Raw genomic sequence first — 24,317 nt, forward strand, 5'->3', positions numbered from 1 at the left:
TCGACAGTCACAACGCGTAACGGTCCCGGATGATTCCCGAAGGTTCCCGGTAAATGATTCCCGTCCGGCAGCGCCGTCGACCCGTTGATGGTCGCACGGCACAGCCCTGTCGTCACACGGGTTTATCGGCCTTCGGCCCGGTGTCCGCGACGCGCCGACTCAGTGGTTCGCAGGCCTGCCGGGGCCGTCCGCCGTCGCGCTGCGCCAGTCCGGGTGCCCCGGCATCGGCGGCGTCCGCTCGCCGTAGAGCCACTGCTCGAAGAACGGGGCGAGGTCGCGTCCCGCGACCTCGGAGGCCAAGGTCACGAAGTCCTTGGTGGTGGCCACCGAGTCGCGGTGCCCGCTCACCCAGCGTCGCTCGATCGTCGCGAACGCGGCCTCGCCGACCTCCTGGCGCAGGGCGTAGAGCACCAGTGCGCTGCCGTCGTACACCACGGGGCGGAAGATGCTGATCTTCTGGCCGGGTTCGGAGGGCCTGGGCGCGGCCGGCGGGCCGCCCGCGCGCCGCCATCCGTCGGACTGTCCGTACGCCGCCTTCATCCGCGCCTCCAGCGGGCGGTGCTTGTCCGCGTAGAGCGCCTCGTACCAGGTGGCGTGTCCTTCGTTGAGCCACAGGTCGGACCAGGAGCGGGGCGAGACGCTGTTGCCGAACCAGTGGTGGGCCAGCTCGTGGACCATGATCGAGTCGACGTACCACTCGGGGAAGCCGGTGCCGGTGAACAGTCCGCGCTCGAAGAGCGACAGGGTCTGGGTCTCCAGCTCGAACCCGGTGGTGGCCTGCGCGACGAGCACGCCGTAGGTCTCGAACGGGTAGCGACCGACCCGCTCCTCCATCCAGCGGAGGTGTTCCGGGGTCTTCCTCAGCCAGGGTTCCAGCAGTTCGGTGTCGGCGGCGGGCACCACGTCGCGCACGGGCAGTCCGTGCGGGCCGGTCCGGTGCAGTACCGCGGAGTCGCCGATGGACACCTGGGCGAGTTCGGTGGCCATGGGGTGGCGGGTGCGGTAGGTCCAGGACACCCCGTCCTTGGCTCCCTTGAGGCCCTTCAGCGTGCGCGGCGCTGCGGCGGGCAGTCCGTTGGCGACGACCGTCCTGCCCTTGGGGGCGGTCACCCGGAAGGTGAAGTACGCCTTGTCGGAGGGGTGGTCGTTGCAGGGGAAGACGCGGTGCGCGGCGTCCGCCTGGTTGGCCATGGCGAGCCCGTCGGCGGTGCGCACCCAGCCGCCGTCGGCGCTGTTCGCGGCGGGGTTGCTGGTGTGCTTGACGGTGATGACCGTGCGGCGGCCCTCACGGACGGCCTTCGCGGGGGTGATCACCAGGTCCTCGCCGGTGGTGGTGAACCCGGCGCGTGTGCCGTTCACGTCGACGGACTGGACGGTGCCGTGCGCGAAGTCGAGGTTGAGGTGCTCCAGCCGCTGCGTCGCACGCGCCCGGATCGTGGTGACGGCGGCCAGCGGCTTGCTGTTGTCGCCGCCGTAGGTCAGGTCGATGTCGTACGAGAGGACGTCGTACCCGGGGTTGCCCAGGTTCGGGAAGAGCGGGTCGCCGATGCCGAGGGGGCCGGGGGCGGGCAGGCCGGCTCCGAGGAGGGCGACGGAGGCGGCGGCCAGCAGTGCGGCACGCAGGCGCGGTGGGGTGAGCTGCATGGACCACCGCTACCAGCGTGCACGGCCGCACCGGGGGACGGGCGCGCGGGCACCACCCGAACGAGCGGCGCCGGGATCTGTTTGACCACCGCAGGGCATGGCCACGCGCGCGTGCCGCCGGGCGGGAGGGCGGGGCGCCGGTCGCGGGGCCGGACACCCGGCGTGCGGCCTGGTCAGGCGGTCGCCGTGTTCTGCGTACGGCTGACGTCGTACACCCCGGCCACTTCGCGCATCGCGCGCATCAGCGCGGGCAGGCCCGTGGCGTCGGGGAGTTGGAGGGTGTAGGTGTGCCGCACCCGCTGCTCCGACGGCGGCTCGACGGTCGCCGACACCACCTCGGCGCCGGCGGTGGCGATGGCTTCGGTGAGGTCGGCGAGCAGATGCGGGCGGCCAAACGATTCGGCGATCAGGGTGACCCGGCAGTCCGCCGTGTCCTGCCAGCGCACTCCGACGGGCTCGCGCCCGAGCGCCCGCATCCGGGCCACCGCGGCGCACCCCTCGCGGTGGACGGTGACGACCCCGCCGCGCACGGCGAAGCCCAGCACCCGGTCGGGCGGTACGGGTGTACAGCACCCGGCCATCCGCACGCTGGCGTCCGGCAGGTCGGTCACCGCGTTCTCCACGGCTGCGACGGCCGCCGCGGGCTGCCGTGCGGGGCCCTCAGGGGCCGTCTGGGCGCCGGGGAGCACCGGGCCGGACTCCGGGGGCGTCGTGTCCCCGGAGGGCCCGGAGTCGGCGCTGTCGGCCTTCGGCGGGGCCGCGTCGTGCGTGGTGTCCGCGTCGGCGAGCCAGCCGGCGATGGCGATGCGGGCGGCCGGGGTGCGGGCGTGGTCGAGCCAGTCCGGGGAGGGCCCGGAGGCCGCGTCCTGGGCCAGCAGCAGTTGCACGCTGTCGCCGTCGCGCAGCACCGTACTGAGCGTCGCCAGACGCCCGTTGACGCGCGCGCCGATGCAGGCGTGGGCCGCCTCGCCGTACTGCGCGTACGCGGCGTCGACGCAGCTGGCGCCCGCGGGCAGGCCGAGGGTGCCGCCGTCGGAGCGGAAGACGGTGATCTCCCGGTCCTGGGCGAGGTCCGCCCGCAGCGAGCTCCAGAAGGCGTCCGGGTCGGGGGTGGCCTCCTGCCACTCCAGCAGCCGGGAGAGCCAGCCGGGCCGGGTGGGGTCGACCCGTTCGCCGTCCTGGGCGGCCTCCGCGGTGTCGGGCTGGGCGTACGGGTTGCCGAGCGCGACGACGCCCGCCTCGGCGACCTTGTGCATCTGGTGGGTGCGGATGAGGATCTCGGCGACCGCACCGTCGCCGCCCGCCACCGCGGTGTGCAGCGACTGGTACAGGTTGAACTTGGGCGAGGCGATGAAGTCCTTGAACTCGGAGATCACCGGGGTGAAGCAGGTGTGCAGTTCACCGAGGACCGCGTAGCAGTCGGCGTCCTCCCCCACCAGGACGAGCAGCCTCCCGAAGTCGGTGCCGCGCAGTTCGCCCCGCTTGTCGGACACGCGGTGCACGGAGACGGAGTGCCGGGGCCGGACGACCACCTCGGCGGTGATGCCTGCCTCCTTGAGGACGCCGCGGACGCTGTCGGCGATCGGGGCGAGCGGGTCGCCGTGGGCGGCGTTCGCCTCGATCAGCGCGCGCGTGGCCGCGTTCGCCTCGGGCTGGAGGATCGCGAAGACCAGGTCCTCCAGCTCGGTCTTGAGCGCCTGCACGCCGAGCCGTTCGGCGAGCGGGATGAGGACGTCGTGGGTGACCTTGGCGATGCGGACCTGTTTCTCGGGGCGCATCACGCCGAGGGTGCGCATGTTGTGCAGCCGGTCGGCGAGCTTGATCGACATGACGCGTACGTCGTTGCCGGTGGCGACGAGCATCTTGCGGAAGGTCTCGGGCTCGGCGGCGGCCCCGTAGTCGACCTTCTCCAGCTTGGTGACGCCGTCGACGAGGAAGCACACCTCGTCGCCGAACTGCTCCCGCACCTGATCGAGGGTCACGTCGGTGTCCTCGACGGTGTCGTGGAGCAGGGACGCGGTCAGGGTGGTGGTCTCGGCGCCCAGCTCGGCGAGGATCAGCGTGACGGCCAGCGGGTGGGTGATGTACGGCTCGCCGCTCTTGCGCATCTGACCGCGGTGCGACGACTCGGCCAGTACGTACGCCCTGCTGAGGATCGTGAGGTCGGCGTCCGGATGGTGGGCGCGATGGGCCTCGGCCACGTGGGCGATCGCGTCGGGGGTCCGGCCGCGGGCGGCGGAGCCGAGCAGGGCGGCCCGGCCGAGCCTGCGCAGGTCGATCCTGGGACGACCGCGCCTGCGGCTCTGCGCGGTCCGCTGGAGTGCCGCCGGCTGGGCGGGCGGGCGGACCTCCGGGGACACACCGTTGGGATTGGTGGCCTCTGCACTCATGGGCACCTCCGGCAGCCTCGACCGGCGGTGGGCGGGTGGTGGCTCCCCCTGCCTTCGTCGGGAGTGTCCCGTCCGGGCCGGTGCTTGATGCTATCGAGCCCACCGTGCGGTACTGACCGGGTCCCGCCAGGCGTGAAGCGGATCACCCATTCGAGCGAAGCGCTATGCGCCGCCGCTTTCGAGGGATTCCAGCCACGACGGGTCGATCCGTCCCTCGGCGACGATCACCGCGGGCCCGGTCATCTCGATCGAGCCGTCGGGCAGCTCGGTGATCACCAGACGTCCGCCGAGGACGTCCACGGTGTACGTGACCGGGGTGCCGGTGACGCCCGGGTCCTGCCCGTCGCGGCGGGCCGCGGCCACGGCCACCGCGCACGCGCCGGTGCCGCAGGAGCGGGTCTCGGCGGCGCCGCGCTCGTGCACGCGCATGGCGACGTGCCCCGGGCCCCGGTCGACGACGAACTCGACGTTCACCCCGTCCGGGTAGGCGGTGGCGGGGCTGAACGGCGGCGCGGTGTAGAGGTTCCCGGCGTGCGCCAGGTCCTCGACGAAGGCGACGGCGTGCGGGTTGCCCATGTTGACGTTGCGGGCGGGCCAGGAGCGCTCGCCGACGGAGACGGTGACCTCGCCCCCGGGCAGCACGGCGCGGCCCATGGAGACGGTGATGCCGCCGTCCTTGTCGAGGTGGACGCGCTTGACGCCGCCCCGGGTGGCGATGTCGAGGTCGCCGCCGTCGGTCAGCCCCGCGTGCTGGAGGTAGCGGGCGAAGACGCGTACGCCGTTGCCGCACATCTCGGCGACGGATCCGTCCGCGTTGCGGTAGTCCATGAACCACTCGGTCCGGTCCGCCATCGCGTGCGCGTCGGGGTGCGCGGCGGACCGCACGACGTGCAGCAGCCCGTCGCCGCCGATTCCGGCCCGGCGGTCGCAGAGCCGGGCGACGACGGAGGCGGGCAGCTCAAGGGCGTTCTCCGGGTCGGGAACGATCACGAAGTCGTTCTCGGTGCCGTGGCCCTTGAGGAAGGCGATCGGTGCGGGGGCGGCGGGTGCGGTGGTCACGCGATCCATCGTAAAGGGCGGGTCCGACAGCCGGTCCCCGGCGTCAGCGGAGCCGGGCGACGCGCCAGACGGCCAGGGCGACGAGCGTCACGCACACGGCCGCGTACAGGACGGCCACCCGCCAGTCGGCGCGCCCGCCGGAGCCCCGGGCGGGCAGGCCGGGCCAGGTGTAGCCGACGCGGCGGGCCGCCATCATTCCCCAGCCTGCGGCGCAGCCGCTGATCAGCAGACCGAGCATGGCCACGACCGCGCCCCCGTCGCCGATCTCGAAGGCCAGCGGGAAGGCGAACATCAGCGAGCCGACGGCGGCCAGGGACACGATCGGCGCCAGCTGCCAGATCCGCAGCCTGCGCTGCGGACGCAGCTCGACCTCGACCTCGGCCTCGGCGTCGGGAAGTCCGGGGACCTCGGACTCGGGGCCGTCGGGAATCTCTCCCGGAGGGATGTCCCCCGGTCTCATGGGCTGCTCTCCGGGCCCGTCAGGACTCAACCGCTCCGGTTCTTCCTGTGCTGTGTCGCGAGGGCCGGCCTCCATCGCCACGCGCCCTCCCCACTCGGACTCCAACAGTCGATCGAAGCTCGATGATGGCACGCGCGCGGACGCCCGAATGACGGCCTGAGCGTCCCGATGCCATCACGTGATCAGGCTGTGACCGCCCGTTCGAGCAACGCCAGCGCCTGGTGCGGGAGTTCCGCACGGTGCTCGGCGGCGCCGCTCAGCCAGTGGACGCGGGGGTCGCGGCGGAACCAGGAGTCCTGGCGGCGGGCGAACCTCTTGGTGGCGCGCACGGTCTCGGCGCGCGCCTGGTCGTCGGTGCAGTCACCGGCGAGCGCGGCCAGTACCTGCTGGTATCCCAGGGCCCTGGAGGCGGTGAGGCCCTCGCGCAGCCCCTGCTCCTCCAGCGTGCGGACCTCCTCCACCAGCCCCGCGTCCCACATGCGGTCCACGCGCGCGGAGATGCGTTCGTCGAGCTCAGGGCGGGCCACGTCGACGCCGATCTGCACGGTGTCGTAGACCGACTCGTGGCCGGGCAGGCTGGCGGTGAAAGGACGTCCGGTGATCTCGATCACTTCGAGGGCGCGGACGATGCGGCGGCCGTTGCTGGGGAGGATCGCGCTGCCCGCGGCGGGGTCGGCCCCGGCCAGCCTCTGGTGGAGCGCGCCGGGGCCCCGCTCGGCGAGCTCGGCCTCCAGCCGGGCGCGCACCTCGGGGTCGGTACCGGGGAACTCCATGGCGTCGATGGCGCCCTTGACGTAGAGGCCGGAGCCGCCGACGAGGACGGGGGTGCGGCCCTCGGCGAGCAGCCGGTCGATCTCCTTGCGGGCGAGGCGCTGGTACTCGGCGACGTTGGCCGTGACGGTGACGTCCCAGATGTCGAGGAGGTGGTGCGGGACGCCTCCGCGTTCCTCGGTCGTCAGTTTGGCGGTCCCGATGTCCATCCCCCGGTAGAGCTGCATGGAGTCGGCGTTGACAACCTCGCCGCCGAAGTGCTGGGCCAGGGCGACGCCCAGATCGGACTTTCCGGCCGCGGTGGGACCGACGACGGCGATGACCCGCGGTGCGGGAGCTGCAGTTCTCACTGCCCCAGTCTCGCAAACCCCGGGACATGTCCCCGAACGAGCGACGTGACGGCGTACGGGCGGGGTCGTTGCCTGTTGCGAGGTTCCGCACGCCGGTTCACGGGCCGGTTGTCTCCGGGCGGCGCAATGGGACGCACCGGACGACGCGGAATTTCGCCCACACGAGTACCGTATGGAGTAGATATGGGCGTTTTTGCACTGTTTCGCCGGAAGTCCAAGGACGCCGCCGAGGTGTCGGCCGAGAAGGAGCAGACCGATGCTCCGGCGGCCGAAGCCGTGGAGGAGGTTGCCGTTGCCGAGGAGCCGGAGACCGCCGGCAGCGGGTCGGTGACCGCCGAGGAGGCCACGTCCGACGCGGCTGCGGCCGAGTCCGCCGCGGACGTCCCGGCGGCCACGACGGAGGAGCAGAAGGACGCCGAGCCGGCCGCCACGGACGCGCTGGAGATCCCCAAGCAGCAGTCCGCCGACGTGGCAGCGGACAATCAGGTAGGCGAAACCGCCCACAAATAGAGAGTTCCGGCCACCGGCCGGAACCGAACGCTCCTCACGAGGGAAGGTGACCCATGGGTTTCCTGGACAATTTGAAGGCCAAACTGGCCCCTGCGAAGGAAAAGGCCGCGGACCTCGCGCAACAGCACGGGGGCAAGATCGAGCAGGGCCTCGACAAGGCCGCCCAGGCCGTCGACTCCAAGACCAAGGGCAAGTACAGCAACCAGATCCAGTCGGGAACGGGCAAGGCGAAGGACGCCCTGGACCGCCTCTCCACGAAGGACGACGGCGGCACTCCGCCGACTCCGCCGCCGGCCTCCTGAGGCCGCCGGGTACGAGTGAAGAACAACGGGAACGGCCGTGGAACCTTTTCGGTTCCGCGGCCGTTCCCGTATCAGAACAGGCACCTTGGAAATTCAACAAGGCAGTCGAAAGCGACGGGGGAACGGCGGGCCGGGAAAGGGATTCCGGTGGTTCGGCAACCGCGGGGATTTCCGGATGGCCGAGGCTCTAGGACCAGGCCGCGACGAAGTACCCCACGCCGTACGGAGCGTCCTCGTACAGCAGCTGACCGCCCAGGCCCGCCCCGTCCGCGGCGCCCGCGAGCACCTGCCAGGGGGCACGCCCCGACACCTTGAGGGCACGGGCCAGCTCCTCGTCCGTCGCGAGCAGGGCGGCGGTGTCGGCGGCGCCCAGTGCCCGCGCGGCGTCGGCGTCGAAGCCCTCGGCGCGCTCGTCCAGGTACCCGGGCGCCTTCAGGGTGCGGCAGGCGCTGCCGTCGCCCATCACCAGCAGGGCCACCCGGTCGGCCCGCCCCGCGAGCCGCCGCCCCTCCTCGGCACAGCGCGCGGCGGCCGACTCCTCCCCGACGCCCAGTCCCGCCACGGGGGCGTACGCCCAGCCCGTACGGTCCAGGAGCCAGGAGGCCACCGCGAGGGAGGGCGGCAGCACACGCTCCGGCGCATCCCCGGCGGCCGTACCACCTCCTCCTGCGGCGTCCCCGGCGGGGGCGGCGCCCAGCGAGACCTCCAGGTCCACCCCGAAGCCCGCGAAGCTCCCCCGGGCGCCCTGCGGGTACGGACCCTCGCCCTCCGGTCCTGCGGGGCCGAGCACGACCAGCAGATCGGGCCGGGCGGCGGCCAGGACGCCCAGCGCGTCGGCGCAGGCGTCCCTGGCGGCGTCGAGTTCGGCCGCGGCACCCGCGGCGACCTGGGGGACGAGCAGCGGCGGGCAGGGGCATACGGCGGCGGCTACGAGCATGTCCGGCAGCCTAACGCGGAGCCGGGAACGCAAGATCACGCCCGGGGCCCGCACCGCGCACACGCGCCATGGGTCCGCACCGAGCGCACGCGCCCGGGGCGCGCGCCGCACACCGCCGCTCCGTCCGGCGGCGGCCCGCAGCGGACCGCGGGCCCCCTCTCCGCCGAACGGGCCCCGGCCCTCCGGTCAGTTGATGCTGCAGCCGCCCGTAGCGGCCGGCAGCGGCTCCGGTACGCCGATCTTCGGCAGGCCCAGCATGACGCCGGGGCCCTGCTGGGGCTCCGCGTTGCGCTTCTCCCAGGCGTCACCGGCGCGGGTGCGGCGCACGGCCGTGGTCTCCCCCTCGGCGAGCAGGTGGTGCGGGGCGGCGTAGGTGATCTCGACCGTCACCACGTCACCGGGGCGCACGTCCTGCGCGGGCTTGGTGAAGTGCACCAGCCGGTTGTCCGGGGCGCGGCCGGAGAGGCGCAGGGTGGCGCCGTCCTTGCGGCCCTCGCCCTCCGCGACCATGACCTCCAGAGTGCGGCCGACCTGCTTCTTGTTCTCCTCCCACGAGATCTCCTCCTGGAGGGCGACCAGACGCATGTAGCGCTCCTGGACGACCTCCTTGGGGATCTGGTCGTCCATGGTGGCCGCGGGGGTGCCGGGGCGGATGGAGTACTGGAAGGTGAAGGCGTTGGCGAAGCGGGCCTCGCGGACCGTGTGCATCGTCTGCGCGAAGTCCTCCTCGGTCTCGCCGGGGAAGCCCACGATGATGTCGGTCGAGATGGCGGCGTCCGGCATCGCGGCGCGCACCTTCTCGATGATGCCGAGGAAGCGCTCCTGCCGGTAGGAGCGGCGCATCGCCTTCAGGACGGTGTCCGAGCCGGACTGGAGCGGCATGTGCAGCTGCGGCATCACGTTCGGCGTCTCGGCCATGGCGGCGATCACGTCGTCGGTGAAGTCGCGGGGGTGCGGCGAGGTGAAGCGGACGCGCTCCAGGCCCTCGATCTTCCCGCAGGCGCGCAGCAGCTTGCTGAAGGCCTCGCGGTCACCGATGTCGGAGCCGTAGGCGTTGACGTTCTGGCCGAGGAGGGTGATCTCGGAGACGCCCTCGGCGACCAGGGCCTCGATCTCCGCGAGGATGTCGCCGGTCCTTCGGTCCTTCTCCTTGCCGCGCAGCGCGGGCACGATGCAGAAGGTGCAGGTGTTGTTGCAGCCGACGGAGATGGAGACCCAGGCCGCGTAGGCGCTCTCGCGGCGCGTGGGCAGCGTCGAGGGGAACGCCTCCAGCGACTCCGCGATCTCGACCTGCGCCTCTTCCTGGATGCGGGCGCGCTCCAGCAGCACCGGCAGCTTGCCGATGTTGTGGGTGCCGAAGACCACGTCGACCCAGGGGGCGCGCTTGGTGATGGTGTCGCGGTCCTTCTGGGCCAGGCAGCCGCCGACGGCGATCTGCATGCCGGGCCGCTTGGTCTTCATCGGCGCGAGCCGTCCGAGATTGCCGTACAGCTTGTTGTCGGCGTTCTCGCGGACCGCGCACGTGTTGAAGACGACGACGTCGGCGTCGCCGTCGGCCCCTTCGGGCGCGCGGACATATCCCGCGCCCTCCAGAAGGCCCGACAGGCGCTCGGAGTCGTGGACGTTCATCTGGCACCCGTAAGTGCGCACCTCGTATGTCTTCTCGCTCATCTCGCCCACCAGGGTACGGGGCCCGCCGCGCTCGGGGCGCCGGGCGGTCTCCCCTCTGGTCCGCGGGGGCGGTGAGCTGGCAGGATCGCCGCATGTTCCCCGTGCTCGCCCGTATCGGACGCCGTCGTGCCCTCCAGGGCGCGGTGGCCGTGCTCGCCGTGTGCGGGCTGCTGCTGTGGTGGCTGCTGCCGACCGGCGCCCCCGCCCCGAAGGGGGAGATCACCTTCAGCACGGGCGTCCGCACCGGGGTCTACCAGCGGTACGGGGTGCTGCTGGAGGAGGCGCTGCGGCGGGACATGCCGGAGCTGGCGGTGCGGCTGCAAACCAGTCAGGGGTCCCAGGAGAATCTCGCCAGGGTGGCGTCCGGGGATGCCGACTTCACGATCGCGACGGCCGACGCGGTGGCGAAGTACCAGCGCAGCGGGCGCAAGGGGGCGGACCGGCTGCGCGGCTGCGCGCGGCTGTACGACGACTACGTGCAGCTGGTCGTGCCGAAGGACTCCGAGATCCGCTCGGTGGCGGATCTGCGGGGCCGGCAGGTGGCGGTCGGGCAGGAGGGGTCGGGGGTGCGGCTGGTGTCGAACCGGCTGCTGACGGCGGCCGGGCTCGACCCCGAGCGGGACGTGAAGCCCGTCTCGATAGGGATCGACACGATGCCGGGGCGGCTGGAGGCACGCACCATCGACGCCTTCTTCTGGTCGGGCGGACTGCCCACCAGCGCGGTGCGCGACCTGTCCGAGCGGATGCCGGTACGGCTGGTTCCGCTCGGCCCGGAGCTGGTGGAGGCCCTGCAGAAGCCAGGTGACATCACCCGTTACTACCGGTCGGCCGTGATGCCGGCGGACGCCTACGCCAAGGTGAGCAACCACGCGGCCGTACCGACGGTCGCGGTGGCCAATCTGCTGGTCACCACGGACCGCACGGACCCCGAGCTGACGAAGCGCTTCACCGAGACGGTGATCGCCAGCCGGGACCGGATCGGACGGCAGGTGCACGCGGCACAGCTGGTGGACCTGCGGACCGCGATCTACACCGATCCGCTCCCCCTGCACGAGGGCGCGGCCCTCTACTACCGGTCGGCGAAGCCGTAGCGGCGGGAGTCAGCACCGGAACCGGAACCGGACGGGATCACGGTTCGGTGCGCGGGACGGTGACCGTCACGCGCAGTCCGTGCGGTTCGTTGGCCTCGTAGTCGATGGTGCCGCGGCTCGCCAGGAGCAGGGCACGGGAGATGGACAGGCCGAGTCCGGAGCCCTTGATGTTCTGGTGGTGGTTGCTGCGCCAGAACCGGTCGCCGACGCGGGTGAGTTCGTCCTCGGTGAGGCCGGGGCCGCCGTCGGCCACGACCACCGTGCAGACCCCGCCGTCGGAGGCGACCTCGACCGTGACCTCCTCGTCGGTGGGCGTGAACTTCAGGGCGTTGTCGATCACCGCGTCCAGCGCGCTGGAGAGGGTGACGGGGTCGGCCCACGCGGTGACCGCCTCGGGGCCGCCGCGCAGCAGGCGCACCCCCTTGTCCTCGGCGAGCGGGGACCAGGCGGCGACCCGCTCGGTGGCCAGTTCGCCGAGGTCGATCAACCGCAGGTCGGCCGGGGCGTGTTCGGCCTGGGCGAGGTCGAGGAGGTCGTCGAGGACCCGGGCGAGGCGCTTGCCCTCGGTGCGGACCGAGCCGATCTCCTCGTTGCCCTCGGGAAGCTCCAGGGCGAGCAGTTCGATGCGCAGCAGCAGGGCGGACAGCGGGTTGCGCAACTGGTGGGAGGCGTCGGCGACGAAGGCGCGCTGCTGTTCGAGGACGTCCTCGACGTTGTCCGCCATCTCGTTGAAGGACCGGGCCAGCCGTCGCAGCTCGGGCGGGCCGCCCGAGGGGGCCACCCGCGACTTCATCCGGCCGGTCGCTATGTCGTGGGTCGCCGCGTCCAGGACGCGTACCGGCCTCAGCACCCAGCCGGTCAGCCGGAAGGCCGCGCCGATGGCCACGAACAGGGCGGCGAACTCGCCCGCCGCGATCAGCAGCCAGTCGTGCAGGATGCGGGAGCTCAGCTGTCCGGTGGGCGAGTCGGTGACCACCACCGCGACCACGTCCCCGTCCCGCACCACCGGCGAGGCCACCACGAGGGTGTGCTCCTGCCAGGGCCAGACCTGCGGCGGGTCGTGGCTGCGGCGGCCGGCCAGGGCCTCCTGGAACGCGTCCTTGCCCAGATCGCCGGCGGCCTGCACGGTCCAGTCGACGGGTGCCGCCGCCATGACGCCGCCGTCCCGGTAGAAGACGCCCACCCGGATCCCGTACACCGCGTGGTAGCGGGCGAGTTCGGTCTCCAGGGTGTCGCGGCGTTCGTTGCTGGTGGTGCGTTCGGTGACGAACTGGGCGAGGGCGGCGAAGCGTGCGGTGTCGTCGATCCGGTCGACCACCACCTGCTGCTGCTGGGCCGCCGCCTCCCGTACCGCCAGCGGGAAGCCGAAGGCGATCAGCATGCCCGCGAGCAGGATGATGAGGAGCGGAAGGAGGCGGGTGCGCACGAGGTGTTACGTGGCCCGGGGTACGCCGGACGCGCCGGGGGTGCCCGTGGTGTTCGGGGCGACCAGCCGGTAGCCGACCCCGCGGACGGTCTCGATCAGCGCGGGCATCCGCAGCTTGGAGCGCAGTGAGGCCACATGGACCTCCAGCGTGCGCCCGGTCCCCTCCCAACTGGTGCGCCAGACCTCGCTGATGATCTGCTCGCGCCGGAAGACGACCCCGGGCCGCTGGGCGAGGAGGGCGAGCAGGTCGAACTCCTTGCGGGTCAGCTGGACGTCCGTACCGCCGACGCTGACGCGGCGGGTGGGCAGCTCGATGTGCACCGGTCCGAGGTCGACCGTGGTGTCGGCGGGGACGGCGGGCGTCTCCCCGGTGGTGGTGCGCCGGCTCACCGCGTGGATGCGGGCGAGGAGTTCCCCGGTGTCGTACGGCTTGGTGACGTAGTCGTCGGCGCCCAGGTTGAGGCCGTGGATGCGGGAGCGGACGTCGGCCCGCGCGGTCACCATGATCACCGGGGTGCTGGTGCGCTTGCGGATCTTGCCGCAGACCTCGTACCCGTCCTGGTCGGGCAGGCCCAGGTCGAGCAGGACCACACCGAAGGGCTCCTGGCCGTCCGGGGCGCGCTCGTCGGGCAGGAACGCCTGGAGGGCCTCTTCGCCGTTACGGGCGTGCACGACCTGGAAGCCGTGCCGGGTGAGCACGGCGGACAGGGCGGCGGCGACGTGGTTGTCGTCCTCGACGAGCAGCAGTCTCACGTGGCACCCCCTCCGGTCCGCTCTCTTGACGTGTGCGGGCTCCCGCCCACCTGTGACGGGCGCGGGTCGCCGGCCGCCACAGGACACGTGGCGATCCTTACCCACTTCTTACCCACAGGGCATCCACGCCGATTCGGACAGCCCCCGTCAAGACCCTTCTCATCACGGGGTTGTTCCGTTATGGAGCCGGTATCCCCACCCTGCGCCCCGTTCACGCAGAGTGTCCGGTTGCGGCCGGATCGTTATGCTCAATTTCCGCTCAGATGTAATGACGCTGGTCGCACTGGGTGACTAGGGTCCTCCCAACCGAGGAGGACGGAGCAAAAGCCGATGAGCGGAGTTTCAGTGACCAAGGGCGCCGAGGACGCGGTCCCCGCGTCGACGGACCTGGTGGTCCTGAGCAACGTCAACAAGCACTTCGGCGCGCTGCATGTGCTCCAGGACATCGACCTGACCATCGCCCGTGGCGAGGTCGTCGTCGTCATCGGACCCTCCGGGTCCGGGAAGTCCACGCTGTGCCGCACGATCAACCGCCTGGAGACGATCGACTCGGGCGCCATCCGCATCGACGGAAAGCCGCTGCCCCAGGAGGGCAAGGAGCTGGCGCGACTGCGCTCCGACGTGGGCATGGTGTTCCAGTCGTTCAACCTCTTCGCCCACAAGACGATCCTGGAGAACGTCACGCTGGGCCAGATCAAGGTTCGCGGAACGGACAAGAAGGCCGCGGAGGAGAAGGCCCGCACCCTGCTCGACCGGGTGGGCGTGGGCGCGCAGGCGGACAAGTACCCGGCGCAGCTCTCCGGCGGTCAGCAGCAACGCGTCGCCATCGCACGGGCGTTGGCCATGGAGCCGAAGGTCATGCTCTTCGACGAGCCCACGTCGGCGCTCGACCCGGAGATGATCAACGAGGTTCTGGAGGTCATGCAGCAGCTGGCCCGCGACGGAATGACCATGGTGGTCGTCACTCACGAAATGGGCTTCGCGCGCTCGGCGGCGAACCGGGTCGTCTTCATGGCGGACGGGAAGATCGTCGAAGAAGCCACGCCGGACCAGTTCTTCAGCAACCCTCGTAGCGACCGGGCCAAGGACTTCCTGTCGAAGATCCTGCACCACTGACGGTCCTCCGGCGCCCGCGCCGATTCACTGTTCGCCGGCAGTCCCGGCCAACGACCTACCGACGTAAGGGATGTTCACCATGAAGCTCCGCAAGACAGCCGCCGTCGCGGCCATGGCTGCCGCACTCGCGCTGACCGCCACCGCCTGCGGCGGCAAGGAGGGCTCGGCCGGTGACGCCGGGAAGGCCCCCGGCGGCAAGGACGCGCCCGCGGCCCCCAAGTACACCGTCGCCAAGGACGCGAAGGTCGACGGTTCGCCGGCCTTCAAGGCCGCCAAGACCCGCGGCAAGCTGGTCATCGGCGCCAAGGCCGACCAGCCGTACCTCGGCTTCGAGGACCAGGCGACCAAGAAGCGCTCCGGCTTCGACATCGAGATCGCCACGATGATCGCCGCCGACCTCGGCTTCTCGCCCGAGCAGATCGAGTGGAAGACGGTCAACTCCGACCTCCGCGAGACGACCATCGCGCAGGGCCAGGTCGACTACTACGTCGGTACGTACTCGATCAACGACAAGCGCAAGAAGCAGGTCGGCTTCGCGGGTCCGTACTACAAGGCCGGCGCCGACCTCCTGGTCCGCAAGGACGAGAACAGCATCACCGGCAAGGAAGCCGTCAAGGGCAAGAAGGTCTGCTCCATCAAGGGCTCGACCCCGCTGCAGGAGATCAAGAAGCCCGAGTACGGGGCCGAGGTCGTCGAGCTCGGCAAGTACTCGGACTGCGTCCAGCAGCTCCTGTCCAAGCAGGTCGACGCGGTCACCACCGACGACTCGATCCTCAAGGGCTACGCCGCGCAGAACCCGACCAACCTCAAGGTCGTCGGCAAGCCGTTCACCACCGAGCTGTACGGCATCGGCGTGAGCAAGGACGACAAGGCGCTGCGCACCGCGATCAACGACTCGATCACGAAGCACGTCAAGGACGGCACCTACAAGAAGATCTACGACTCGACGCTGGGCCTCTCGGGCTCCACGTACGCCGAGCCGCCGGCCGTCGAGAACTACTGACCGGAGCCGTCGGCCGCCACCCGGGCCGACTCGTGCGCCCCGTACGCCTGTTGGGCCCGTACGGGGCGCCGCTCCTCCTGCCCTTTTGACCCCAAGCCGCCGCCCGCCGACGCGGAGACCTCATGAACGTACTGACCGACCATCTGCCGGAATTCCGCGAAGGCTTCCTGGGCACCGTGTTCATCACCGCGGTCAGCGGCGTGATCGCGATGGTCCTGGGACTGCTCATAGCCGGATGCCGGGTCTCGCCCGTGCCGCCGCTGCGCATCTTCGGAACCGTCTGGGTGACGATCCTGCGCAACACCCCGCTCACCCTGCTCTTCCTCGTCTCCACCTTCGTGGTGCCGGAGATCTTCTTCCCCGGGATGAGCCCCTTCTTCCTCGGCGCCATCGCGCTGGGCTTCTACACCTCGGCATTCGTCTGCGAGGCGGTCCGCTCCGGCATCAACACGGTGCCGCTCGGACAGGCGGAGGCCGCCCGTTCGCTGGGCATGACCTTCGGCCAGACGCTGCGCATGATCATCCTGCCGCAGGCCACCAGGACGGTGCTGCCCCCGCTGAGCAGCATCTTCATCGCGCTGACGAAGAACTCGGCCATCGCGGGCGCCTTCGGCGTCGCCGAACTCTTCGGAGTGCAGAAGCTGCTCAGTGAGCAGGGCTACGCCATCCTGCCGATCTTCGTCTTCGTCGCCCTCGGGTACCTGATCGTCACCTTCGCCATCAGCGGCCTGTTCCGTCTCTTCGAGCGCCGTATGGAGGTCGCACGATGAGTGCCAGCGTTCTCTACGACGCCCCCGGTCCCAAGGCCAAGGTCCGCAACCGGATCTACACGGTCATCGGCTCGGCCGCCATCCTGGCGCTGATCGTCGTCGCCGTCGTCCGCCTGGGCAACAAGGGCCACCTGGCCCCGGAGATGTGGGACATCTTCAACTACGCGGGCATCCGGCAGAACATCGCCGAGAGCCTGCTCGCCACCCTCAAGGCCTTCGGCCTCGCCGCGGTCGGCTCCCTGGTGCTCGGAGTGCTGCTGGCCGTCGCCCGGCTCTCCGACCACAAGCCGATCAGCTGGCTGGCCACCGGGTTCATCGAGCTCTTCCGCTCGATCCCGCTGCTGATCACCATCTACGCGGTGTGGGCCGGCTTCCTCTCCGACGCGTCGCTGTGGGCACTGGCCATCGGTCTGTCGGTCTACAACGGCTGTGTGCAGGCGGAGGTGCTGCGCGCCGGCATCAACGCGGTGCCGCGCGGCCAGAGCGAGGCGGCCTACGCGCTCGGCATGAGCAAGACCCAGGTCATGGTCAGCGTGCTGATCCCGCAGGCGGTCCGCGCCATGCTCCCGACGATCATCAGCCAGCTGGTGGTGACCCTCAAGGACACCTCGCTCGGCTTCATGATCCTCTACCCGGAGCTGCTGAACACCGCCCGCCTCATCGCGAGCAACACCATGGTCAACGGCATGTACCCGTACGTCTCGACGATCGTCGTGATCGGCACGCTGTACATCGTTCTGTGTCTGCTGCTGTCCGCGCTCGCCACCTGGATCGAGAAGCGCGGCCGCCGGGCCAAGACCGGTATCGCACCGGCCGAGGCGGCCCCGCCCGCCGACGCGGGCGCGTCCCTCTGACACCCGGCGGGACACCCGGCGGAGTCTCCCGGCCGCCCGCGCCGGGAGACTCCAATGCGCCCCCGCGCGCGGCAAACTGACGATTAATGAGGCAGCGGCCCCGCGCCGCTGCCTCCGTCACTTGACGCAAGCACCGGCAGTGGGTTGCATACGTTCTGTGATCGAGCACCCTGTGTCCACTGCCGCCTGCGCGGCTTCCCACTTGTCCGTACGGGGCGGAGGTCGCGCGCCGTGGACCCGGTGATCGTCGTGGGCGCCGGCCCGGTCGGGCTCGCGCTCGCCCTGGCCCTCGCCACCCAGCAGGTACCCTCCGTCGTCCTCGACGAGGGCGACGGCACACAGGAGCCGCGCACGGCGAGGACCGTGGTGCTGCGGCCGGACACGGCGGCACTGGCCGAGCGGCTCGGCTGCACGACCCTCGGGGACGAGGGGGCGCTCTGGTCCGGCTGGCGGTCGATGCGGCGCAAGCAGGTCGTCACCGAACTCACGCTCGGTGACGACAGCGAGTTCCCCGCCCCGCTCCACCTCCCGCAGCACGCCCTCACCCGCGGCCTGTACGCCGCCGCCACCGCCCACCCGCTGATCGAGCTGGCGACGAACGCGCGCGTGGACACCATCGAGCAGGACGGCCGGGGCGTCACCGTCCACACCCGTGAGCCGGGCTATCTGTACTGGCGCGGCAGCTATCTGGTCGGCTGCGACGGCGCCCGCTCCACCGTCCGCAAGCTCCTCGGCATCCGCTTCGCCGGCCGCACCGCGGTCGAGCGCCACGCCGTCGCCGCCCTGCGCACCGAACTCCCCTGGCCGCGGACCGCGTTGCTGCACCGCCAGCCGCCCTGGCGCGGCGCGGGCCCCGAGGTGACGGCCCGTCCCCTGCCCGACGACATGTGGCGGCTGGACTGGCTGCTGCCGCCGCGCGGGGACCTGGTCACCCCCGACGCCCTCATCACCCGCATCCGCGACACCCTGGCCGGGTGGTGCGGGGAGACACCCGCGTACGACCTGATCGACACCGGTGTGTACACGCTGCACCACCGTCTCGCCCAGCGCTGGCGCGAGGGGCGTTCCTTCCTCGCCGGGGACGCGGCACACCTGCTCGGCGCGCTCGGCACCCAGGGGGTCGACGAGGGGCTGCGGGACGTGGAGAACCTGGCCTGGAAGCTGGTCCACACCCTGCACCAGGACGCCGCCCCCGCCCTCCTCGACAGCTACGAGACGGAGCGGCGCACGGCGGTGGCCGCACGGCTGCGCGCCGCCGACCAGGTACTGCCGATACTGCGGGGCGGCGGCGGACTGCGCGCGGTGCTGCCGGGCGCCGTCCGCGGGCACGACGGGCTGCTGGCGGACGGACACCTGGGGGGCGGTGCGCTGGGCGCCCTGCCCCAGTACCGGCACTCCCCGCTCGCGGCCCCTCCCGCCGCCGACCCGGACGCGGGGACGGAGGTGGCCACCGCGCCCGGCGCACTCGTCGAGGACGTGCGGGTGACCGCCCCGGACGGCACCGCCGTGCCGCTGTGGGACCGGCTGGGCCAGGGGCATCTGCTGGTGGTGCTGGTCGCGCCGGGCACCGGGGTGTGGGACCGGCGGCACTGGATGACGGCAGGGGTGATGCCCCGGCTGGTGGAGGCGGTCACCGCTCTTCCCGTGCCGGCCGAACTGCTGGTCGCCGAGGGCTATCCGGGCGCGACGGCGCACACCGTGCTGCTGGTGCGCCCGGACGGACATCTGGTGGCCGCCTTCGACGGGGTGCGCCCGCAGGAACTGTACGCGGCGGCGGACGCGGCGCGCGGAGGTGCGCCCGCGGAGGCGGACGCGCCGGGCGACGCTTCCGGCGCCCTGGTGCACACCGACCGGACCGCGGACATCAATTGACCGTCACAGGCACACGTGGTGTACTCCGGAGCGTGAGCGACACCCGGGTGTGCCTGTGGCGGAGGGTCCATATGGACCTGGTCCGCTATGCGGGCTGCGTCTGTCGCCCGTCCTGCTGATTCGCCCCCTTTCCCCGCGCGCGGTGTGCCGCCTCCCGCTCCCTGCTGGAGCCGGTGAGGCGCCCGTGCGCGTCCGCGAACCTCCCAGGACGGTATTCCCGTGTCTCTTCCCGTACCCGTACGGACCCCTGCGCCTGCCTCCGCGACGGCGCCCACCCCTGCCCAACTCCTCGATTTCGTCCGGCGGACCGCCGCCGACACCGCGCTCGTGGCCTCCCTCCCGCTCGACCCGGAGGGGCGTACCTGGGTACGGCTCGACGGTCCCGGCGGGAGCGAGGCGTGGCTGATCGGCTGGCCGCCGGGGACCGGGACCGGGTGGCACGACCACGGCGGTTCGCACGGTGCTTTCGCGGCGGCGGCGGGCGGCCTGACCGAGCAGTCGCTGGCCGTGCGGCTGCCCACCGAGGGGTGGAAGACCCTGGAGCTGGCGGACGGGGTCGACCGGGAACGGCGGCTGACGCCCGGCCGGGGGCGGGCCTTCGGAGAGCACCATGTGCACCAGGTCCTCAACGAGTCGTCCGACGCGCACGCGATCTCGGTGCACGCCTACTTTCCCCCGCTACCGCTGATGCGGCGGTACAGCCGTACGGGCGCGGTGCTGCGCCTGGAGCAGGTGGAGCGTCCTGAGGAGTGGCAGTGAGCGGTGAACCCGTGGGAATCGACGAGTTGTTGGAGCGGGTACGGGAGGGCCTGGAGCGGGTCGGTCCGCGCGCGGCGTACGAGGCGGCCAAGGCCGGTGCGCTGCTGGTGGACATCCGGTACGCGGCCCTGCGCGAGCGGGACGGCCTGATCCCGGGCGCCCTGGTGGTGGAGCGCAACGAACTGGAGTGGCGCCTGGATCCGCGGGGCAGCCACCGCGTGCCCGAGGCGACCGGCCACGACCTGCCCGTCGTGGTGATCTGCAACGAGGGCTACGCGTCGAGCCTCGCGGCGGCCTCGCTGCACCAGCTGGGTCTGCGCCGGGCCACGGACCTCGTCGGCGGTTTCCAGGCCTGGAGGTCCGCGGGCCTTCCGGTGACACCCCCGTAGTCACCGGTCCGCCGCGCCCTGCCGGTCCGCCGCGCCCTGTTCGCTGCCCCGCCCCCTTCGGGCGGCGGGGCAGGTCCCGGGGCGGAGCCGGTCGGCCCCGTCGCGGCCCCGGTGGGCCGGACCCCGCAATCCCGTGCGCCGGTGCGGCGGGCCGCCGCGCCCCGGCGGGGTTCGCCGTCAGAGCGTCCCGAAATCCAGGTCCTCCGCGTCCTCGCCCTCCTCCTCCAGGGCCCGCCTGACCACCCGGAGGGCAACCCCTTCCGGATAGCCCTTGCGGGCCAGCATCCCCGCAAGTCTCCGCACCCGCTTGTCCCGCTCCAGGCCCCGTGTGGAGCGCAGTTTGCGGGCCACCAGCTCCCGGGCGGTCGTCTCCTCCTGCTCGGAGTCGAGCTGTCCCACGGCCTCGTCGATCAGTCCCGCGTCGACGCCCTTGGTGCGCAGCTCCTGGACCAGCGCACGCCGGGCCAGCCCCTTGCTGTGGTGGCGGGACTCGACCCAGGCGTCGGCGAAGGCCGCGTCGTTGATCAGCCCCACTTCCTCGAAGCGCGAGAGCACCTGCTCCGAGATCTCCTCGGGGATCTCCCGCTTGCGCAGGGCGTCCGCGAGTTGCTTGCGGGTGCGCGGGGTGCCGGTGAGCAGGCGCAGACAGATCGACCGCGCCCGCTCCGCCGGGTCCTGCGGGGGCTCCTGGGCGCCGCCGCCCCTGCGCCCCCTCCCGGACCTCCGGGACCCGGACTCCTCCTCGGTGGCCCCGGCCTCCCCGGGCTGCCCGCTCTCCCGGGTGGACCAGGGAAGCCGGGGCGGCCCGTCGGCCTCCCCCGCTCCACCGTCGTACGCGTCGTCCGTGCTGCCCGGCCAGTTCGTCCTCCGGGTCACGGACTAGCCCTTGGCTGCGGTGGTCTTGGCCGCCTTCGCCTTGGCCGCCGGGGCCGGTACGGACTTGGCATCGGCCGGGGCGGCACCGTTCGCCGCGTCCGCCGGGGCCTCCTCGGGGGCGGCCGGCTTCACACCGACGCCCAGCTTCTCCTTGATCTTCCTCTCGATCTCGTCGGCGAGATCGGGGTTGTCCTTCAGGAAGTTCCGGGCGTTCTCCTTGCCCTGGCCGAGCTGGTCGCCCTCGTACGTGTACCAGGCGCCGGCCTTGCGGACGAAGCCGTGCTCCACGCCCATGTCGATCAGGCCGCCCTCGCGGCTGATGCCCTGGCCGTAGAGGATGTCGAACTCGGCCTGCTTGAAGGGCGGCGCGACCTTGTTCTTGACGACCTTGACGCGGGTGCGGTTGCCGACCGCCTCCGTGCCGTCCTTGAGGGTCTCGATGCGGCGGATGTCGAGCCGTACCGAGGCGTAGAACTTCAGCGCGCGGCCACCGGTCGTGGTCTCCGGCGAGCCGAACATCACGCCGATCTTCTCGCGGAGCTGGTTGATGAAGATCGCGGTGGTCTTGGACTGGTTGAGCGCGCTGGTGATCTTCCGGAGCGCCTGGCTCATCAGCCGGGCCTGGAGACCGACGTGCGAGTCGCCCATCTCGCCCTCGATCTCCGCACGCGGCACGAGCGCCGCCACGGAGTCGATGATGATCAGGTCGATGGCACCGGAGCGGACCAGCATGTCCACGATTTCCAGGGCCTGCTCGCCGGTGTCCGGCTGGGAGAGGATCAGGTTCTCCGTGTCGACGCCGAGCGCCTTGGCGTACTCGGGGTCGAGCGCGTGCTCGGCGTCCACGAAGGCGACGGTGCCGCCGGCCTTCTGCGCGTTCGCCACGGCGTGCAGCGTGAGGGTGGTCTTACCGGAGGACTCCGGTCCGTACACCTCCACCACGCGGCCGCGCGGCAGTCCGCCGACGCCGAGGGCGATGTCCAGGGCGGTCGACCCGGTGGGGATTACCTCGATGGGGTCGTTCGGCCGGTCGCCGAGGCGCATCACCGCACCCTTGCCGAATTGCCGTTCAATCTGCGCGAGCGCGGCGTCCAGCGCCTTCTCGCGGTCGGTGCCTGCTGCCATGGGTTCCACCCGATTTGCTTGAGTCGATCGCTTCACGTCAAAGACGCTAACGCCTGCCACTGACAATCGGCCTCGGCGTCGCCCTGACCTGTGGATAACCCCGGAGAAACCCCCGGGGCCACAGGGCCGGACTCCCAATATGAATGGATGTTCGATTTTGCTGTCAAGCGCGCCACGCCCACCGCCCGGCCGCGGGGCCCCGCCTATCCTTCGAGCATGGCTCTCCCCTCCCGCGTCCGCGGGCTCCGCGTGCCGGGACGGCCGTCCTGGCACGTGACGGACGCCGCGGTGACCCTGGTCGTCACCCTCTTCGTGAGCGTCTGGACTCTGGTCGCGATGCGGTACGAGACGGAGCCCGCGCACCTGACCCTGGTGGGCTGGGCGCTGATCCTCGTCGGCTGCGGGGCGCTCTACCACCGGCGCAGGTGGCCCGTCGCGGTGGCGGTCGTCACGCTGCTGGCCAGCGCGGCGTACTACCCGCTGAGCGTCTTCGACGGCCCGCTGATGATCACCTTCGCGCTGGCGCTGTACACGACCGCCGCCGAGGGCAGGCTCGCCGCCGCCGTCGCGCTCGCGGCCGTGACGCTGCTGGCCGTCGGCTTCGGCGAGAGCCGGCAGAGCGGGGGCGCGCGCCAGCTGGACGACGTCTCCGTGGCCATGCTGGCGGGCTGGCTGATCAGCCTGATCGCCGTCGGCCGCGCCCAGCACACCCGGGGCGCCTATCTGCGCGAGGTGGAGCAGCGGGCACGGGCCGCCGAGCGGGAGCAGGAGGCGCGGGCCAGGCAGGGCGCCACCGAGGAGCGGCTGCGGATCGCCCGGGAGCTGCACGACGTGCTCGGCCACAGCATCTCGCTGATCAACGTCCAGTCGAGCGCCGTGCTGCACAAGCTCGGCAAGGGCCCGGAGCCCGCCGCCGGGCTGGCCGCCGCCGAGGAGGCGCTGACCGCGGTCAAGGCGGCCAGCAAGGACGCGCTGCGCGAACTGCGCTCCACGCTCGGGGTGCTGCGGCAGGCCGACGAGGTGGCGCCGACCTCCCCGGCCCCGGGTCTCGACCGGCTCGACGAGCTGACCGGCCACGCCCGGAGCACCGGGCTGAACGTCAGCACCCGCGTCGAGGGCGTCCGGCGCGCCCTGCCGCCGCCGCTGGACCTGGCCGCGTACCGGATCGTGCAGGAGTCGCTCACCAACGTCACCCGCCACGCGCGCGCGAGCAGCGTCCGGATCACCCTGGAGTACGCGGACGACCAGCTGCGGGTCCGGGTCGACGACGACGGGGACGGCACCCCGGACGCGCGGAACACCGGCAGCGGGATCCGCGGCATGACGGAGCGGGCGAGGGCCTTCGGCGGCGAACTGACCGCACACAACACGGCAGCGGGTTTCCGGGTCGAGGCCCGGCTGCCCCTTGAGGAGCACGCATGACGGACCGTACGACGGCTTCGGGACCGGGGGCGGCGGGCCGGGCGGTCCGGGTGGTGCTCGCGGACGACCAGACGCTGGTGCGGGCCGGGTTCCGCTCGATCCTCTCCGACGAGGACGACATCGAGGTGGTGGGCGAGGCGTCGGACGGCGAGCAGGCGGTGGCCCTCGCCCGCGACCTGCGCCCCGACGTCGTCCTGATGGACATCCGGATGCCCGGCACGGACGGCCTGGAGGCCACCCGCCGCATCCTCGCCGACCCCCGGCTGACCGACGTCCGGGTGGTCATCCTGACCACCTTCGACGTCGACGACTACGTGTACGGGGCGCTGCGCGCGGGCGCCTCCGGGTTCCTGCTGAAGGACACCGAGCCGATGGAACTGCTGCACGGGGTGCGGGTGGTGGCGCGCGGCGACGCGCTCATCGCGCCGGCCGTCACCCGCCGGCTGATCGCCGAGTTCGCGGGCCGCGTCAAGCAGCCCGATCCGAGCCCCCGGCTGAACGGGCTGACCGAGCGGGAGCGCGAGGTGATGGGGCTGGTCGGGGCCGGTCTGTCCAACGACGAGATCGCGCGCCGCCTGGTGCTCTCCCCCGCCACCGCCAAGACCCACGTGAGCCGGATCATGACCAAGCTGGACGCCCGGGACAGGGCCCAACTGGTGGTGCTCGCCTACGAGTCCGGGATGATCACGCCGGGCTGGCTGGGCTGACGTACCGGGGTCGACCCCGAGAGCGGTCTCGGGGTAGCGGGCCCCGGGCGACAACTCCTG

24 protein-coding genes are annotated in these 24,317 nt (G+C 71.9%); 13 read left to right on the plus strand and 11 right to left on the minus strand.

Annotation, left to right across the window (positions count from 1 at the left end; genetic code table 11):
- Positions 1-159: 159 nt before the first annotated feature.
- The 5 genes from ACFYVL_RS18325 to miaA form a co-directional block, all read right to left on the minus strand.
- Positions 160-1,644, minus strand: coding sequence for a M1 family metallopeptidase (locus tag ACFYVL_RS18325; protein ID WP_389245857.1), 1,485 nt, complete (start codon positions 1,642-1,644; stop codon positions 160-162).
- 173 nt (positions 1,645-1,817) lie between these two features.
- Positions 1,818-4,034: a RelA/SpoT family protein gene (locus tag ACFYVL_RS18330; RefSeq protein ID WP_389245858.1), complete on the minus strand. Its 2,217-nt coding sequence runs from the start codon at positions 4,032-4,034 to the stop codon at positions 1,818-1,820.
- 162 nt (positions 4,035-4,196) lie between these two features.
- On the minus strand, positions 4,197-5,093 hold the full coding sequence (gene dapF, locus ACFYVL_RS18335; RefSeq protein WP_389245859.1) for a diaminopimelate epimerase: 897 nt from the start codon (positions 5,091-5,093) through the stop codon (positions 4,197-4,199).
- Between the two features lie 43 nt (positions 5,094-5,136).
- A complete protein-coding gene (locus ACFYVL_RS18340; RefSeq protein ID WP_389245963.1) occupies positions 5,137-5,628 on the minus strand; it encodes a hypothetical protein in 492 nt (163 codons plus the stop codon).
- 107 nt (positions 5,629-5,735) lie between these two features.
- Positions 5,736-6,674 (minus strand): tRNA (adenosine(37)-N6)-dimethylallyltransferase MiaA, encoded by a 939-nt coding sequence (gene miaA / locus ACFYVL_RS18345; RefSeq protein ID WP_389245862.1) that lies wholly within the window; start codon positions 6,672-6,674, stop codon positions 5,736-5,738.
- Positions 6,675-6,857: 183 nt separating this feature from the next.
- On the opposite strand from miaA, the gene ACFYVL_RS18350 reads away from it, so the two are divergent.
- Together ACFYVL_RS18350 and ACFYVL_RS18355 are read left to right on the plus strand one after the other, a co-directional pair.
- Positions 6,858-7,184 (plus strand): hypothetical protein, encoded by a 327-nt coding sequence (locus ACFYVL_RS18350; RefSeq protein ID WP_389245864.1) that lies wholly within the window; start codon positions 6,858-6,860, stop codon positions 7,182-7,184.
- Between the two features lie 53 nt (positions 7,185-7,237).
- Positions 7,238-7,486 carry an antitoxin gene (locus ACFYVL_RS18355; protein ID WP_389245866.1) on the plus strand — a complete coding sequence of 83 codons (249 nt, stop codon included), beginning with the start codon at positions 7,238-7,240 and terminating at the stop codon, positions 7,484-7,486.
- 187 nt (positions 7,487-7,673) lie between these two features.
- Here ACFYVL_RS18355 and ACFYVL_RS18360 read toward each other — a convergent pair whose 3' ends face one another.
- Positions 7,674-8,423, minus strand: coding sequence for a hypothetical protein (locus ACFYVL_RS18360; RefSeq protein WP_389245868.1), 750 nt, complete (start codon positions 8,421-8,423; stop codon positions 7,674-7,676).
- A gap of 186 nt (positions 8,424-8,609) precedes the next feature.
- On the minus strand, positions 8,610-10,094 hold the full coding sequence (gene miaB, locus ACFYVL_RS18365; protein ID WP_389245870.1) for a tRNA (N6-isopentenyl adenosine(37)-C2)-methylthiotransferase MiaB: 1,485 nt from the start codon (positions 10,092-10,094) through the stop codon (positions 8,610-8,612).
- A gap of 92 nt (positions 10,095-10,186) precedes the next feature.
- Here miaB and ACFYVL_RS18370 point away from each other — a divergent pair, with 92 nt between their 5' ends.
- Positions 10,187-11,185 carry a TAXI family TRAP transporter solute-binding subunit gene (locus tag ACFYVL_RS18370; RefSeq protein ID WP_389245872.1) on the plus strand — a complete coding sequence of 333 codons (999 nt, stop codon included), beginning with the start codon at positions 10,187-10,189 and terminating at the stop codon, positions 11,183-11,185.
- Between the two features lie 37 nt (positions 11,186-11,222).
- On the opposite strand, the gene ACFYVL_RS18375 is transcribed toward ACFYVL_RS18370, so the two are convergent.
- Positions 11,223-12,611 carry a sensor histidine kinase gene (locus tag ACFYVL_RS18375; RefSeq protein WP_389245874.1) on the minus strand — a complete coding sequence of 463 codons (1,389 nt, stop codon included), beginning with the start codon at positions 12,609-12,611 and terminating at the stop codon, positions 11,223-11,225.
- 6 nt (positions 12,612-12,617) lie between these two features.
- Positions 12,618-13,364 carry a response regulator transcription factor gene (locus ACFYVL_RS18380; RefSeq protein ID WP_389245876.1) on the minus strand — a complete coding sequence of 249 codons (747 nt, stop codon included), beginning with the start codon at positions 13,362-13,364 and terminating at the stop codon, positions 12,618-12,620.
- A gap of 330 nt (positions 13,365-13,694) precedes the next feature.
- On the opposite strand from ACFYVL_RS18380, the gene ACFYVL_RS18385 reads away from it, so the two are divergent.
- From ACFYVL_RS18385 to ACFYVL_RS18420, 8 genes are all read left to right on the plus strand, one after another.
- Entirely contained in the window at positions 13,695-14,480 is a 786-nt protein-coding gene (locus ACFYVL_RS18385) for an amino acid ABC transporter ATP-binding protein (protein WP_389245878.1), read from the plus strand.
- A 79-nt stretch (positions 14,481-14,559) separates the two neighbouring features.
- Positions 14,560-15,483: a glutamate ABC transporter substrate-binding protein gene (locus ACFYVL_RS18390; RefSeq protein ID WP_389245880.1), complete on the plus strand. Its 924-nt coding sequence runs from the start codon at positions 14,560-14,562 to the stop codon at positions 15,481-15,483.
- A gap of 122 nt (positions 15,484-15,605) precedes the next feature.
- Positions 15,606-16,253, plus strand: a complete 648-nt coding sequence (locus ACFYVL_RS18395; RefSeq protein ID WP_389245882.1) for an amino acid ABC transporter permease — start codon at positions 15,606-15,608, stop codon at positions 16,251-16,253.
- Entirely contained in the window at positions 16,250-17,107 is an 858-nt protein-coding gene (locus tag ACFYVL_RS18400) for an amino acid ABC transporter permease (RefSeq protein ID WP_389245884.1), read from the plus strand. The genes ACFYVL_RS18395 and ACFYVL_RS18400 overlap by 4 nt, the downstream gene beginning before the upstream one ends.
- Before the next feature lie 231 nt (positions 17,108-17,338).
- Positions 17,339-18,979 carry an FAD-dependent monooxygenase gene (locus ACFYVL_RS18405; protein ID WP_389245886.1) on the plus strand — a complete coding sequence of 547 codons (1,641 nt, stop codon included), beginning with the start codon at positions 17,339-17,341 and terminating at the stop codon, positions 18,977-18,979.
- A gap of 47 nt (positions 18,980-19,026) precedes the next feature.
- A complete protein-coding gene (locus tag ACFYVL_RS18410; protein WP_316247164.1) occupies positions 19,027-19,098 on the plus strand; it encodes a putative leader peptide in 72 nt (23 codons plus the stop codon).
- 100 nt (positions 19,099-19,198) lie between these two features.
- The gene (locus ACFYVL_RS18415) at positions 19,199-19,738 is read left to right on the plus strand and encodes a cysteine dioxygenase (RefSeq protein ID WP_389245888.1); all 540 of its coding nucleotides are present in this window, start codon (positions 19,199-19,201) and stop codon (positions 19,736-19,738) included.
- Complete coding sequence (locus ACFYVL_RS18420; protein ID WP_389245890.1) at positions 19,735-20,127, plus strand: rhodanese-like domain-containing protein; 393 nt, start codon at positions 19,735-19,737, stop codon at positions 20,125-20,127. Before ACFYVL_RS18415 ends, ACFYVL_RS18420 begins: the two co-directional genes overlap by 4 nt.
- Before the next feature lie 177 nt (positions 20,128-20,304).
- On the opposite strand, the gene recX is transcribed toward ACFYVL_RS18420, so the two are convergent.
- Positions 20,305-21,003 (minus strand): recombination regulator RecX, encoded by a 699-nt coding sequence (gene recX, locus ACFYVL_RS18425; protein WP_389245892.1) that lies wholly within the window; start codon positions 21,001-21,003, stop codon positions 20,305-20,307.
- Between the two features lie 3 nt (positions 21,004-21,006).
- Complete coding sequence (gene recA, locus ACFYVL_RS18430) at positions 21,007-22,128, minus strand: recombinase RecA (RefSeq protein ID WP_389245894.1); 1,122 nt, start codon at positions 22,126-22,128, stop codon at positions 21,007-21,009.
- Positions 22,129-22,344: 216 nt separating this feature from the next.
- On the opposite strand from recA, the gene ACFYVL_RS18435 reads away from it, so the two are divergent.
- Positions 22,345-23,550: a sensor histidine kinase gene (locus tag ACFYVL_RS18435; RefSeq protein ID WP_389245896.1), complete on the plus strand. Its 1,206-nt coding sequence runs from the start codon at positions 22,345-22,347 to the stop codon at positions 23,548-23,550.
- The gene (locus ACFYVL_RS18440) at positions 23,547-24,257 is read left to right on the plus strand and encodes a response regulator (RefSeq protein ID WP_389245898.1); all 711 of its coding nucleotides are present in this window, start codon (positions 23,547-23,549) and stop codon (positions 24,255-24,257) included. Before ACFYVL_RS18435 ends, ACFYVL_RS18440 begins: the two co-directional genes overlap by 4 nt.
- Positions 24,258-24,317: the final 60 nt, after the last annotated feature.

Origin of the sequence: Streptomyces sp. NPDC004111 (assembly GCF_042874215.1) — a bacterium.
GTDB lineage: Bacteria > Actinomycetota > Actinomycetes > Streptomycetales > Streptomycetaceae > Streptomyces.

What these genes read in the sequence shown, in the direction of transcription:
- ACFYVL_RS18370 (WP_389245872.1), top strand. Translation starts at nt 10,187, where the DNA reads ATGTTCCCCGTGCTCGCCCGTATCGGACGCCGTCGTGCCCTCCAGGGC.
- ACFYVL_RS18400 (WP_389245884.1), top strand. Translation starts at nt 16,250, where the DNA reads ATGAGTGCCAGCGTTCTCTACGACGCCCCCGGTCCCAAGGCCAAGGTC.
- ACFYVL_RS18325 (WP_389245857.1), bottom strand. Translation starts at nt 1,644, where the DNA reads ATGCAGCTCACCCCACCGCGCCTGCGTGCCGCACTGCTGGCCGCCGCC.
- miaB (WP_389245870.1), bottom strand. Translation starts at nt 10,094, where the DNA reads ATGAGCGAGAAGACATACGAGGTGCGCACTTACGGGTGCCAGATGAAC.
- ACFYVL_RS18360 (WP_389245868.1), bottom strand. Translation starts at nt 8,423, where the DNA reads ATGCTCGTAGCCGCCGCCGTATGCCCCTGCCCGCCGCTGCTCGTCCCC.
- ACFYVL_RS18385 (WP_389245878.1), top strand. Translation starts at nt 13,695, where the DNA reads ATGAGCGGAGTTTCAGTGACCAAGGGCGCCGAGGACGCGGTCCCCGCG.
- ACFYVL_RS18390 (WP_389245880.1), top strand. Translation starts at nt 14,560, where the DNA reads ATGAAGCTCCGCAAGACAGCCGCCGTCGCGGCCATGGCTGCCGCACTC.
- recA (WP_389245894.1), bottom strand. Translation starts at nt 22,128, where the DNA reads ATGGCAGCAGGCACCGACCGCGAGAAGGCGCTGGACGCCGCGCTCGCG.
- ACFYVL_RS18350 (WP_389245864.1), top strand. Translation starts at nt 6,858, where the DNA reads ATGGGCGTTTTTGCACTGTTTCGCCGGAAGTCCAAGGACGCCGCCGAG.
- ACFYVL_RS18355 (WP_389245866.1), top strand. Translation starts at nt 7,238, where the DNA reads ATGGGTTTCCTGGACAATTTGAAGGCCAAACTGGCCCCTGCGAAGGAA.
- ACFYVL_RS18435 (WP_389245896.1), top strand. Translation starts at nt 22,345, where the DNA reads ATGGCTCTCCCCTCCCGCGTCCGCGGGCTCCGCGTGCCGGGACGGCCG.
- ACFYVL_RS18395 (WP_389245882.1), top strand. Translation starts at nt 15,606, where the DNA reads ATGAACGTACTGACCGACCATCTGCCGGAATTCCGCGAAGGCTTCCTG.
- ACFYVL_RS18340 (WP_389245963.1), bottom strand. Translation starts at nt 5,628, where the DNA reads ATGGAGGCCGGCCCTCGCGACACAGCACAGGAAGAACCGGAGCGGTTG.
- ACFYVL_RS18440 (WP_389245898.1), top strand. Translation starts at nt 23,547, where the DNA reads ATGACGGACCGTACGACGGCTTCGGGACCGGGGGCGGCGGGCCGGGCG.
- ACFYVL_RS18330 (WP_389245858.1), bottom strand. Translation starts at nt 4,034, where the DNA reads ATGAGTGCAGAGGCCACCAATCCCAACGGTGTGTCCCCGGAGGTCCGC.